This window comes from Acinetobacter sp. TGL-Y2, from assembly GCF_001612555.1.
Taxonomy (GTDB): Bacteria; Pseudomonadota; Gammaproteobacteria; order Pseudomonadales; family Moraxellaceae; genus Acinetobacter.
Genome location: NZ_CP015110.1, coordinates 2,863,907 through 2,877,117, shown reverse-complemented (window position 1 = coordinate 2,877,117; position 13,211 = coordinate 2,863,907). Strand labels below are relative to the sequence as shown.

The window sequence follows — 13,211 nt, the reverse complement described above, 5'->3', positions numbered from 1 at the left end:
TTAAAAATAATGTCCATACATTTTAGTGCAATCGATGGGCAGTGAAGAAATATTTTTTCGTGCTAAAATGCATATTGAACTTAGGAATTAATCTGAACATGAATTACCGTCACCATTTCCATGCAGGCAACTTTGCCGATGTCATGAAACATGTGTTATTGCTGCAACTATTGAACCGTTTTAACGCTAAAGATAAACCTTATCGCTATGTAGATACGCATGGTGGCGCGGGTAAATATGATTTGTCGACTGCTGCTGCGCAAAAATCAGGTGAGTTTTTAAATGGTATTCATCGTTTAGTTAAACTGGATGACTCAATTACACGTCAGGCTCCTGAAGGCGTTCAACAATATTTAAAGATTGTTGAAGCGATGCGCAGCACATCAGGTAAAGGTGCATACCCAGGTTCACCTTGGTTTGCCCTTGAAGGGATGCGTGAAATTGATAAAGCCACTATTTTTGAAATGCAGAAAGACGTATTTCAACAGCTTTATATGAATATTCGTGATCGCCGTGCAGGTCTTCATGAGCGTGATGCATATGAGGGTTTGTCAGGTGTGATTCCACCAGCAGAAAAACGTGGTTTGGTGATGATTGATCCGCCTTACGAACTTGAGCGTAAGGATTTTCCACAATTGGTTGAGTTATTGACCCTTGCGCATCGTAAATGGCCTACAGGTTGTTTTGCAGTTTGGTATCCAATTAAAGATCGCGCCATGATTGATCGTTTTGAAAAGAAAATGAGCAAAACAGGCATTCGCCGTCAGTTGGTCTGTGAAATTTGTGTATGGCCAGATGATACTCCAGTGGGATTGAATGGATGTGGTTTGTTGGTGATTAATCCACCTTGGAAATTCTCTGAAGATGCTGATGAAGCATTGCAGTGGTTATTTCCACATTTACGCATGACTGAAAATGGTGGTCATGCTGCAGTTCGCTGGTTAGTGGGCGAATAAGTTTAATTAACGGACAAGGCTACAGTTAGGACAATGACATGACAAATATAAATAAACCTGAAAGCGAGTCTTCTACACGTGATGTACCAGGTTTTGATGGCATCACTTTTGAAGTGGAAGAAGAGGAGCATACCCAAGAAGGGCAGAAGGTTAAACGTCGTGGTATCTATCTGTGGCCGAATCTCATCACCACAGCCGCATTGTTGTCGGGATTTTATTCCATCATTGCCAGTATGAATGGTGAATATACTCAAGCGATTTATGCCATTTTTATTGCAGCACTCTTTGATGGTTTAGATGGTCGTGTGGCGCGTGCCATTGGCGCGCAAAGCCCATTTGGTGAACAGTTCGATTCACTCTCTGATATGTTGGCTTTTGGTGTTGCACCTGCAATTTTAATGTATAGCTGGAGTTTGCACGATCTAGGCCGTATCGGTTTAGCCGCATGTTTTGTCTATACCGCGTGTGCTGCCTTTCGTTTGGCGCGTTTCAATGTGCAAATTGGTGTTGTCGATAAACGTTACTTTATTGGTGTTGCAAGTCCGCTGGCAGCCGTTATGATTATTTCATTGGTTTGGGTTGGACTAGATTTTCCAGACATTTTCGATTTACGAGAAAAGGGAATTCAAGCCATCAATGCCGCTGTGATTATTGCGGTTGGTTTATTGATGATTTCGAATATTAAATATTATTCATTTAAGACGGTAGAACGTAAGCGTGTACCTTTTGCAGTCCTACCAATTATTGTATTTATCTTCGCAGCAGTGACTTATAACATTCCTGTAGGTATTTTAGTGATTTCAATTATTTACGCATTATCTGGTTTTGTGACCACATTTATGGCTCGAAAGAAGCTTACATAAAATGAGATAAACATATAGAAAGGAGCTTGCTATGCAGTTGTTAATGAATTTGGTCGATGACTCTAAACAGCTGAATCAAGCTCAATTTCCTTTTAAGCTCAATTATCATGGACCGAAAGGTCGCTTTAAAATTATTCATCAAGGATTGATGATTCCGGGTTTGCCCGCACCGCTGCATTATTTTAATTTTTTGACCATTATTGGTCAGCCCAACGCTCCCATGCTGCGCAATGAATACGCCATTAAACACAGCGCACTTGATACAGTTTCGTTAATCAGTAGCATAAGCCCGCATATGGTGGGTCATTTTAATGCCTATTCGGTCGCTGATGATTGTGACTTTGAGCAAAATCAATTCAAATTTGGAGAGCGCGAATGCCTCAAGGGCAGTATTCCTCATTTTCAATTGATTCGCAGTGATGAAGAGCTATCGGTAAATCTTCATATAAACACCCAGCCAATCATTTCACATTTTACCAAATCTAAATTTGGACTTTTTGATCATTGGTCTTTGATGTGCCACTGCACAGGTGAAATCATCTATAAGGGGCAAAGTTATTCAATTAATCATTTGGGTAGTTTCGAATATGCCCGTGCAATGAATTTGCCTTATTTACCACTTTGCTTTTTCACCTATCAAATCATCAATTTAAACAATCAACGACAATTACTGTTGGCGCAGATTCGCAATAATTTCAACCAAATTATGCAGTCAAGAATTTATCTTCGAGATTTAACGAACCATACTTCGGAAATGTTTGATGAACAGGTCTACTTTAAAGTGCATCGTGTTTATCCCAAAGTGACTACGCCCAATCAACAAGACATGTATTTGCCGCGAGAGTTTGAATGGAACTTTAAAAATTCAAATCGAAGCATTGTAGTAAATGCGCAAAGCCGTGGAGATTATAAGTTTGGTTTAGCGGCGGGTTATGTCGGAAGTTTTAAATATCAAGTTGAAATTGATGGCATTCAAGAAAGTGGTGAAAGTGGCTACTGTGAATACATTGATTGTCGGCCTTTAAAGTGGCAAGAAAGGAATAATCAAGAAAAAATCTTGGATAAAATTCTCAATCCAGTACCGTGTACACTCAAAAAATAGAAAAAAAGGGCTATTTTGACTAATAAATAGCCACTCAGCGCACTTTTCTTAAAATAATTGAGAAAGGGGGTTGTATGGCGTTAGAAATGCTGTAGAATGCACATCCATCGGCGGTGATGTTGATTAAAACTTGTTGATAAACAATAGCTTAGTCCAAGTGGTTAAATTTAAGTTTATTGAACGAGTTAAAAAATAATTAGCAAAACCTGTTGACTATTCTTCGAAAGAGAGTAGTATAGCCGACCTAGCTTGCTGGTGACGAACCAACAAGAAGATCATTAAGAGATTATGAAGAACAACTTGTGTGGATTTTTACTGATTGATCGATCGAAATTATTTTCATTGATTTACTGGTAGAAATTACTCGAAGTTTATTTGAGAAATATTTGTCAGAAGATTGATGAGCCAAGATTGGTACCCTTTAAGGTACTAAGCAATATTAAACTGAAGAGTTTGATCATGGCTCAGATTGAACGCTGGCGGCAGGCTTAACACATGCAAGTCGAGCGGGGGAAGGTAGCTTGCTACCTAACTTAGCGGCGGACGGGTGAGTAATACTTAGGAATCTGCCTATTAGTGGGGGACAACAGTTGGAAACGACTGCTAATACCGCATACGCCCTACGGGGGAAAGCAGGGGATCTTCGGACCTTGCGCTAATAGATGAGCCTAAGTCGGATTAGCTAGTTGGTGGGGTAAAGGCCTACCAAGGCGACGATCTGTAGCGGGTCTGAGAGGATGATCCGCCACACTGGGACTGAGACACGGCCCAGACTCCTACGGGAGGCAGCAGTGGGGAATATTGGACAATGGGGGGAACCCTGATCCAGCCATGCCGCGTGTGTGAAGAAGGCCTTTTGGTTGTAAAGCACTTTAAGCGAGGAGGAGGCTACTTGGATTAATACTCTGAGATAGTGGACGTTACTCGCAGAATAAGCACCGGCTAACTCTGTGCCAGCAGCCGCGGTAATACAGAGGGTGCAAGCGTTAATCGGATTTACTGGGCGTAAAGCGTGCGTAGGTGGCCAATTAAGTCAAATGTGAAATCCCTGAGCTTAACTTAGGAATTGCATTCGATACTGGTTGGCTAGAGTATGGGAGAGGATGGTAGAATTCCAGGTGTAGCGGTGAAATGCGTAGAGATCTGGAGGAATACCGATGGCGAAGGCAGCCATCTGGCCTAATACTGACACTGAGGTACGAAAGCATGGGGAGCAAACAGGATTAGATACCCTGGTAGTCCATGCCGTAAACGATGTCTACTAGCCGTTGGGGTCTTTGAGACTTTAGTGGCGCAGCTAACGCGATAAGTAGACCGCCTGGGGAGTACGGTCGCAAGACTAAAACTCAAATGAATTGACGGGGGCCCGCACAAGCGGTGGAGCATGTGGTTTAATTCGATGCAACGCGAAGAACCTTACCTGGTCTTGACATACAGAGAACTTTCCAGAGATGGATTGGTGCCTTCGGGAACTCTGATACAGGTGCTGCATGGCTGTCGTCAGCTCGTGTCGTGAGATGTTGGGTTAAGTCCCGCAACGAGCGCAACCCTTTTCCTTATTTGCCAGCGGGTTAAGCCGGGAACTTTAAGGATACTGCCAGTGACAAACTGGAGGAAGGCGGGGACGACGTCAAGTCATCATGGCCCTTACGACCAGGGCTACACACGTGCTACAATGGTCGGTACAAAGGGTTGCTACCTAGCGATAGGATGCTAATCTCAAAAAGCCGATCGTAGTCCGGATTGGAGTCTGCAACTCGACTCCATGAAGTCGGAATCGCTAGTAATCGCGGATCAGAATGCCGCGGTGAATACGTTCCCGGGCCTTGTACACACCGCCCGTCACACCATGGGAGTTTGTTGCACCAGAAGTAGGTAGTCTAACCTTAGGGGGGACGCTTACCACGGTGTGGCCGATGACTGGGGTGAAGTCGTAACAAGGTAGCCGTAGGGGAACCTGCGGCTGGATCACCTCCTTAACGAAAGATTGACGATCGGTAAGAATCCACAACAAGTTGTTCTTCATGAAGATGTATCTGAGGGTCTGTAGCTCAGTTGGTTAGAGCACACGCTTGATAAGCGTGGGGTCACAAGTTCAAATCTTGTCAGACCCACCAATCTAACGAACGAAGATGAAGCAATTCATCGGAGTGAAGGATAAGAAGATATATCGAATCTATATGATAAGCTGGGGACTTAGCTTAGTTGGTAGAGCGCCTGCTTTGCACGCAGGAGGTCAACGGTTCGACTCCGTTAGTCTCCACCAAATTTCAAGACAAGAAAAGCATGCTTTTCCTTGAAATTTAAAGCAAGAAGCTATGCTTCGCGCAGGCTTTAATCAAACGAAGCGATGTTCGAATGCAAAACAAGCAAACAGCTAGATAGCTTATAGAGATTAACAAGTACAAGCATTAAGATATGCGGACTTGGTAATCTCTGTGATTTATCACAGTTTCTAGACCTGACGAAGGCTAGAGCAATCATTAACAGAATATATTTGAGTTGAAATAAATTGTTTAAGGCTCAGAACTAAATTGACATTGAATTGTTACACGCAAGTGAAACGATTGAATGAAAGTGAAGTGATGAGAAACTAGCGATTAACTGAATCAAGCGTTTTGGTATATGAATTAGATTGAAGCTATATAGTGTTTAAATACACGAAACAACGAACTGTATGAAGTAACGTAAGTGACTTCTGTCCTAGTACTGCTTGTAAAGTACTACGACTGTTTGGGGTTGTATAGTCAAGTAATTAAGTGCATGTGGTGGATGCCTTGGCAGTCAGAGGCGATGAAAGACGTAATAGCCTGCGATAAGCTCCGGGGAGGCGGCAAATATCCTGTGATCCGGAGATTTCTGAATGGGGAAACCCACTTACCATAAGGTAGGTATTGCAACATGAATACATAGTGTTGCAAGGCGAACGAGGGGAAGTGAAACATCTCAGTACCCTTAGGAAAAGAAATCAATTGAGATTCCCTTAGTAGCGGCGAGCGAACGGGGAAAAGCCCATTAAGTCATATAAGTTCTAGTGGAATGCTCTGGGAAGTGCAACCGTAGTGGGTGATAGTCCTGTACACGAAAGGGCTTATATGATGATGTCGAGTAGGGCGGGGCACGTGAAACCTTGTCTGAATATGGGGGGACCATCCTCCAAGGCTAAATACTCCTGACTGACCGATAGTGAACCAGTACCGTGAGGGAAAGGCGAAAAGAACCCCTGTGAGGGGAGTGAAATAGATCCTGAAACCGCATGCATACAAGCAGTGGGAGCCGGCATTGAGTCCGGTGACTGCGTACCTTTTGTATAATGGGTCAGCGACTTACATTCAGTAGCAAGGTTAACCGAATAGGGGAGCCGTAGAGAAATCGAGTCTTAATAGGGCGTTTAGTTGCTGGGTGTAGACCCGAAACCAGGCGATCTATCCATGAGCAGGTTGAAGGTTGGGTAACACTAACTGGAGGACCGAACCCACTGTCGTTGAAAAGCCAGGGGATGACTTGTGGATAGGGGTGAAAGGCTAATCAAGCCTGGTGATAGCTGGTTCTCCCCGAAAGCTATTTAGGTAGCGCCTCGGACGAATACCATTGGGGGTAGAGCACTGTTTCGGCTAGGGGGTCATCCCGACTTACCAAACCGATGCAAACTCCGAATACCAATGAGTACTATCCGGGAGACAGACTGCGGGTGCTAACGTCCGTAGTCAAGAGGAAAACAATCCAGACCGCCAGCTAAGGCCCCAAAATTATAGTTAAGTGGGAAACGATGTGGGAAGGCATAGACAGCTAGGAGGTTGGCTTAGAAGCAGCCATCCTTTAAAGAAAGCGTAATAGCTCACTAGTCGAGTCGGCCTGCGCGGAAGATGTAACGGGGCTAAAACTATATGCCGAAGCTGCGGATTTGCAATTTATTGCAAGTGGTAGGGGAGCGTTCTGTAAGCCGATGAAGGTGGATTGAGAAGTCTGCTGGAGGTATCAGAAGTGCGAATGCTGACGTGAGTAACGACAAAACGAGTGAAAAACTCGTTCGCTGAAAGACCAAGGGTTCCAGTCCAACGTTAATCGGGGCTGGGTGAGTCGACCCCTAAGGCGAGGCCGAGAGGCGTAGTCGATGGGAAATTGGTTAATATTCCAATACTTCTGTGTAATGCGATGAGAGGACGGAGAAGGTTAAGTCAGCCTGGCGTTGGTTGTCCAGGTGAAAGGTAGTAGGCATGCATCTTAGGCAAATCCGGGGTGCTCTATGCTGAGAACTGATAGCAAGCTAATTTATTAGCGAAGTGGCTGATACCATACTTCCAGGAAAAGTCTCTAAGCTTCAGTTACACAGGAATCGTACCCTAAACCGACACAGGTGGTCAGGTCGAGTAGACCAAAGCGCTTGAGAGAACTCTGCTGAAGGAACTAGGCAAAATGGTACCGTAACTTCGGGAGAAGGTACGCTGTCGACGGTGATGGAATTTACTTCCTGAGCTATTGATAGCCACAGAAACCAGGCCCCTGCAACTGTTTATTAAAAACATAGCACTCTGCAAACACGAAAGTGGACGTATAGGGTGTGATGCCTGCCCGGTGCTGGAAGGTTAATTGATGGGGTTAGCGTAAGCGAAGCTCTTGATCGAAGCCCCAGTAAACGGCGGCCGTAACTATAACGGTCCTAAGGTAGCGAAATTCCTTGTCGGGTAAGTTCCGACCTGCACGAATGGCATAATGATGGGGGCGCTGTCTCCAGCAGAGACTCAGTGAAATCGAATTCGCCGTGAAGATGCGGTGTACCCGCGGCTAGACGGAAAGACCCCGTGAACCTTTACTGCAGCTTGACATTGAACTTTGATCTTACTTGTGTAGGATAGGTGGGAGGCTTTGAAACTTGGACGCTAGTTCAAGTGGAGCCAATCTTGAAATACCACCCTGGTAATATTGAGGTTCTAACTCTGCTCCATAATCTGGAGCGAGGACCATGTCTGGTGGGTAGTTTGACTGGGGCGGTCTCCTCCTAAAGAGTAACGGAGGAGTACGAAGGTGCGCTCAGCGTGGTCGGAAATCACGCGTAGAGTATAAAGGCAAAAGCGCGCTTAACTGCGAGACCCACAAGTCGAGCAGGTACGAAAGTAGGTCTTAGTGATCCGGTGGTTCTGTATGGAAGGGCCATCGCTCAACGGATAAAAGGTACTCTGGGGATAACAGGCTGATACCGCCCAAGAGTTCATATCGACGGCGGTGTTTGGCACCTCGATGTCGGCTCATCTCATCCTGGGGCTGAAGCAGGTCCCAAGGGTATGGCTGTTCGCCATTTAAAGAGGTACGCGAGCTGGGTTTAGAACGTCGTGAGACAGTTCGGTCCCTATCTACCGTGGGCGTTGGAAATTTGAGAGGATCTGCTCCTAGTACGAGAGGACCAGAGTGGACGAACCTCTGGTGTACCGGTTGTGACGCCAGTCGCATCGCCGGGTAGCTATGTTCGGAAGGGATAACCGCTGAAAGCATCTAAGCGGGAAGCCTACCTCAAGATTAGATTTCCCTAGGACTATATGTCCTCTAAAGAGCCGTTGAAGACTACAACGTTGATAGGTTGGATGTGGAAGCATAGTGATATGTGAAGCTGACCAATACTAATTACTCGTGAGGCTTGACTATACAACACCCAAACAGTTGGTGTTGTTGATCTAATTGATACAAAAACCTTGATTTAGTAATCGCAAGTACCTAAACTGCAACTCAAATATTATTCTGTTAATAACTCTTTTGGTAGAACGCCTTGGCATCTAAATAAGACCAATGCAAGTATCCATAAACAGTTGTGCTGGCGACAATAGCAAGAGTGAACCACCTGATCCCTTCCCGAACTCAGAAGTGAAACCTCTTCGCGCTGATGGTAGTGTGGGGTTACCCATGTGAGAGTAAGTCATCGCCAGCTCATTAATTCCTAAAACACCCCCTTCATCTTAATGATGAAGGGGGTGTTTTTTTTGGACGAAATTTTGACGTATCAACTATAATCTTTCTTGTCCTTTAAGCATCGCCAAAGTCTCCCCACGTTCTACATAAACAAGAAGAGCCTGATCGGTGAGGATAGGCTCTTCTGTAAAATTTGGTAAATAGACTGTATCTTGAGTTCTAAGTGGATAGATCAGCACTTAATCCAGCTGTCTTTGAGCATGTTTTAAGGCTGTACGAATACCTTCTTCAAGGGTAGGGTGATAAAAAGGTTGTTCCAATATTTGATCAACCGTTAAATCATGAGCGACTTGCCAAGCCAGTAAGTGAGCCAGATGTTCTGCATGATCAACAAAAAGTTCTGCACCGAGTAACTTACGTGTAGTTCGATCCACATATACTTCTGCCGCCCCCACATTTTTCCCATTCACAATGGCTCGGCCTTGTTTCGCATATGAAACTTCGCCAACGACAAAATCAATTCCATGCTCTGTTAAGGTCTTATACGTTTGACCTAGACCTGCCATTTCAGGTGAACAGAACATAATTCCTAGGGGTACCAGTGTTGTTACTGAATTTGAATTTGCATAGTTTAAGCAATTTTTAACTGCTTTACGTCCTGCATGTGCAGCTTCGTGCTGGATAGGTGAGTCGGTATATGCATCTCCAGCCACGAAAATAGGATAGTCAGCCAGCTGATTCGTCTCTGCATCAAAAAGAAGATGATCTGCATCTTTAAATGCGGGGGCTATATTTTCCAATTGAAGTGTAGAGAGTAATGATTTTCGACCAGTTGCATTGAGAATATAATCCACCTCAATTTCTTTAAGTTCGTTATTTTCTTTAAAGGTAACTTTAACTTTATCATTTTCAAGGCTAACCTGTTCAGGCAACACCTCAAATTTGATTTTAAGTTCTTGGCTGAGTACATCTACTGCCAAGGCTTGTAGATTTGGGCTCGACAATGATCCAACTTTGCGGCTACGTGCAAAAACAGTGGTTTCTACGCCTAAACGATGCATTGCTTGTGCCAGCTCGATTGCGATAACACCACTGCCTATTACAGCTAAACTTTTTGGAAGTATTGGAATTTCAAAAACTTGATCTGAGGTGAGTAAGTGTTCTCCAATGTCTTTTTTCCAATCCCCATTGATTGTTGGCTGAGATCCGACTGCTAGAATAAAACTTTTAGATTGATAGTGTCGATCATTCACTTGAATGGTGTTGTGATTGATAAAGTGTGCTTTACCCGTGATTTTGTGAGACTCATCCCATGAGTTGACATCTTTTAGTGTTGCTTGAGTAAAACGATCTCGCAAAGACCTTACATGTTGCATGACATTTGAAGTATCGATTGTCGCATCAATGTGCAAACCTACCTTTGATGCTGTCTGTGCTTCATGCATTCTGTTTGCTGTAGAAATTAATACTTTGCTTGGCATGCATCCCACGCGGGCACAGGTCGTATCCCAGGGGCCTTCATTTATAATCAGAATATTTTGAGTATGTTTAATGGCTTCTTTATAGGCCGTGATCCCTGCCGTGCCTGCACCAATAATAATAATGTCGTACATGATATTAAGTTCTAAAAAATAAAAATAAATTAACATAGTATGAACATTTCGTAGCCTTATGTTTACACAAAGTCACAACTATGGTTACATAGTGGCTAATAACGAGTAGATCAACAGCTCTATATCAATAATCTTTCGGGGAAATTATGAATAATCATTTGGGATTAAAAATATCTATAATAGCTTTATCTATTATGCTTGCAAGTTGTGGTGGTGGTGGTGGCTATTATAAAGAAGAGTCTAATGATAATATCGATATTGAAGAACCCATAGAAAATTCAGAACAGGTTGCAAATTCTTTAAAAATAGAGCTTTCCAAGTTATCTTTAGCAGCAAGTAATGATAGTTTAGTGGTTACAGTCCGCGCCTTGGATGCAAATAAAGGTGGTCTAGAGGAAGTCGATATCAGTTTATCAATTATTGACTCAACAAATAATGTGGTAATAAATGGTAAATCAGTAGTAAGTAGTGATGAAAATGGAAATGCTATATTTATTATTAATACGCCAACAACCTCATCTAATATTACAGAATTAATCAATAAAGGATTCACGGTCAAGGCTTCTGCAAATGCTGGAAAGTTATCACAAGAACAGACGATTACTGTAAATGGTAATAAAGATACTACTTTAGATACTACAAGCATCGTGTTATTTGAAACTACGAAGTCGACATTAAATGTACGTGGGGATCAGACCACTCTTATTTTAACGGCAGTAGATGACAATGGTGCAGTATTACCCAATCAAGCTATTTCACTGAAAATTAAAGATGTTGCTCTTAATGGTGTTCAATATGTAGCAGAGGCTAGTCAAACTGACTTAAATGGTCAAATTCGATATACGTTAAAAATGTCGGAAAGTGCTCGTAGTGCAAATTACTCAGCAGAAAAGTTTATTAGTGATGGCTTAAATTTGGAGGCCAATTTTGGTCAATCTACAACTATTTATAAGTATAAATTGAACATTATTAATTCAGATGTACCTAAGCCAGTGGGTGCTATAACAGTGGCATACAATCCAACTACCATTGCCGACTCAGCTAATGGAGTTTATTACTATAAAAATATTTCTGTTCAAGTAAATGATATTGACGGAAAACCATTACCATATCGTGATGTTAGAATGGGTATAAATTCACTATTGTATGTAAAAGGTGGCTATAGTTTTGATGAGGTAGATGGCACTGTAAAATATGTTTATCATCCTACAGCAGGTTGTAATTCAAATAATTCTTTAAGTGAAATAGTTAATTTAGATGGTCAAGAAATCACGCAACTTAAACCTCTAAATGGGCAAACAGTGCAAGTTGTTTCATATATTAATAGGGAAGGTCAACCTGCCACAGATAATAAGTATACGACTGATGGAAATGGACGTTTTGATCTACAAATTCAGTATCCTAAAATATTTTCGAGCTGGTTAAATATTCAATTAACGGCGAAGTCACTAGTTTCAGATAATTTAATCGTAGGTACCACATCTTTAGGATTATCTTATCTATCTAACGACGTTGATATTACCTCTAAGAATGGACCTAATATGACCAGCCCCTTTGGTACAAGCTCAAGCTGTAATGACGCTAACTAAATTAACAGTGTGTGAAAAATAAAAAACAGCGCTTCGGCGCTGTTTTCAAATGAAGATGGGAATGAAAATTTAAATCGCAGTTCCCATGCTAACACCAACTGTAGGTCTTACATTCATTGAACTACAACTGGCCAATAAAACGACACTAAGTAAAACCAATAACACTTTATTCATGTAACAGTCCTGAAGATTTGGCGTGATTAAAGAGTACTGTAGAACGGCTTCCAGACTTGCATACTAAAAGTATAGGTTTTGGTAGGCTGTTGTAATATTTTGCAAACTCTTCAACATCTGAAGAGCGAATTTGACCAGAAATCACGGGCTGATAAATCAAACTAATCTGTGATTTTTCAGCCAAGCTACGCAGCTCGCTTGCTGTGGTCAAATTGCCTTGTTCCTGATCTGGACGGTTCACAATGACTGACTTAAAGCCTTGCTTCATCAGTTGTTTAAACTTTTCCGTGGTCATCTCACCTGACACGCTTACATTGGTATTGAGCGTTTTACTCAATCCATCTATGCTCGCATATGAGAATGATCCTGTTAAAGCCAATGCCATTAGAAATATGGAGCGAATGAAATATTTAGTCATCCAGCAAATCCATTTGTTTGGCAAGTTGGTATAAGTTATTTGAGCGATTACCGGTACGGCAGAACATTAAAATAGGTTTGGGCAATTCATTATAATGATTGGCAAAAGTACGCACATCAAGTTCCGTAATTTGTCCTGCAACCACAGGCTGATACACATAATCTAAACCTTGCTGACGTGCTTCTTCTTCTATTTGAGCGCTCGTCGGTTGTTCAGGACCACCTTCCATATCTGGACGATTATTAACGACAGATTTAAAACCTTTTTCGACAACTTGAGTGAGTTGTTCAGGACCAATTTGACCTGCAAAGCCAATATTTTCGCTCATGTGATCACTCCTAAAATAGTGAATTCAATAATGCCAATATCATAGCATCTCGAATAAATTTGGGTTTAAACGGACACAATAAATTTAAAAAAAACCATAGACGTAAACTGTGAGTATGTCGTTTGATCAATGTGTTTTTCAAACTAAAATTAGAGTTTAAGCGGATGACATTTCACTTTTTATTTACGATTTTATCTAAGTATTAGGGCTTGCTCTAATAAACTGTTTTGGTTGTTATTTTGAGAAGAATTAAGGACAAGTAATCTG

8 protein-coding genes, 2 tRNA genes and 3 rRNA genes are annotated in these 13,211 nt (G+C 42.3%); 9 read left to right on the top strand and 4 right to left on the bottom strand.

What is annotated here, in order from left to right; all coding sequences use genetic code 11:
- Positions 1-98: 98 nt before the first annotated feature.
- The 8 genes from AMD27_RS13745 to rrf all read left to right on the top strand — a co-directional run bounded on the left by AMD27_RS13745 (position 99) and on the right by rrf (position 8,841).
- A complete protein-coding gene (locus AMD27_RS13745) occupies positions 99-956 on the top strand; it encodes a 23S rRNA (adenine(2030)-N(6))-methyltransferase RlmJ (protein ID WP_067661534.1) in 858 nt (285 codons plus the stop codon).
- Between the two features lie 38 nt (positions 957-994).
- Positions 995-1,819 (top strand): CDP-diacylglycerol--serine O-phosphatidyltransferase, encoded by an 825-nt coding sequence (gene pssA / locus AMD27_RS13740; RefSeq protein WP_067661532.1) that lies wholly within the window; start codon positions 995-997, stop codon positions 1,817-1,819.
- A 31-nt stretch (positions 1,820-1,850) separates the two neighbouring features.
- Complete coding sequence (locus tag AMD27_RS13735; protein WP_067661530.1) at positions 1,851-2,921, top strand: DUF6670 family protein; 1,071 nt, start codon at positions 1,851-1,853, stop codon at positions 2,919-2,921.
- A gap of 441 nt (positions 2,922-3,362) precedes the next feature.
- Positions 3,363-4,900 (top strand): 16S ribosomal RNA (locus AMD27_RS13730).
- A gap of 61 nt (positions 4,901-4,961) precedes the next feature.
- Positions 4,962-5,038 (top strand) — tRNA-Ile (locus AMD27_RS13725).
- A 73-nt stretch (positions 5,039-5,111) separates the two neighbouring features.
- A tRNA-Ala gene (locus AMD27_RS13720) sits at positions 5,112-5,187 on the top strand.
- A 479-nt stretch (positions 5,188-5,666) separates the two neighbouring features.
- Positions 5,667-8,561: ribosomal RNA gene (locus AMD27_RS13715) — 23S ribosomal RNA — on the top strand.
- A gap of 165 nt (positions 8,562-8,726) precedes the next feature.
- Positions 8,727-8,841 (top strand): 5S ribosomal RNA (gene rrf, locus AMD27_RS13710).
- The 16S, 23S and 5S rRNA genes sit together here with 2 tRNA genes alongside, the layout of an rRNA operon.
- 220 nt (positions 8,842-9,061) lie before the next feature.
- Here the strand turns inward: rrf and AMD27_RS13705 are convergent.
- Positions 9,062-10,435, bottom strand: coding sequence for a dihydrolipoyl dehydrogenase (locus AMD27_RS13705; RefSeq protein ID WP_067663038.1), 1,374 nt, complete (start codon positions 10,433-10,435; stop codon positions 9,062-9,064).
- Between the two features lie 146 nt (positions 10,436-10,581).
- Between AMD27_RS13705 and AMD27_RS13700 the strand changes: the two genes are divergently transcribed.
- On the top strand, positions 10,582-12,024 hold the full coding sequence (locus tag AMD27_RS13700; protein WP_067661528.1) for a hypothetical protein: 1,443 nt from the start codon (positions 10,582-10,584) through the stop codon (positions 12,022-12,024).
- A gap of 69 nt (positions 12,025-12,093) precedes the next feature.
- On the opposite strand, the gene AMD27_RS19410 is transcribed toward AMD27_RS13700, so the two are convergent.
- Genes AMD27_RS19410 through AMD27_RS13690 form a run of 3 tightly spaced genes read right to left on the bottom strand, consistent with a single transcriptional unit; the run spans position 12,094 to position 12,944 of the window.
- A complete protein-coding gene (locus tag AMD27_RS19410) occupies positions 12,094-12,198 on the bottom strand; it encodes a lipoprotein (protein ID WP_416202793.1) in 105 nt (34 codons plus the stop codon).
- Positions 12,191-12,616 carry a beta-lactamase hydrolase domain-containing protein gene (locus AMD27_RS13695; protein ID WP_067661526.1) on the bottom strand — a complete coding sequence of 142 codons (426 nt, stop codon included), beginning with the start codon at positions 12,614-12,616 and terminating at the stop codon, positions 12,191-12,193. The genes AMD27_RS19410 and AMD27_RS13695 overlap by 8 nt, the downstream gene beginning before the upstream one ends.
- Positions 12,609-12,944 (bottom strand): TIGR01244 family sulfur transferase, encoded by a 336-nt coding sequence (locus AMD27_RS13690; protein WP_067661524.1) that lies wholly within the window; start codon positions 12,942-12,944, stop codon positions 12,609-12,611. The genes AMD27_RS13695 and AMD27_RS13690 overlap by 8 nt, the downstream gene beginning before the upstream one ends.
- Positions 12,945-13,211 lie beyond the last annotated feature (267 nt).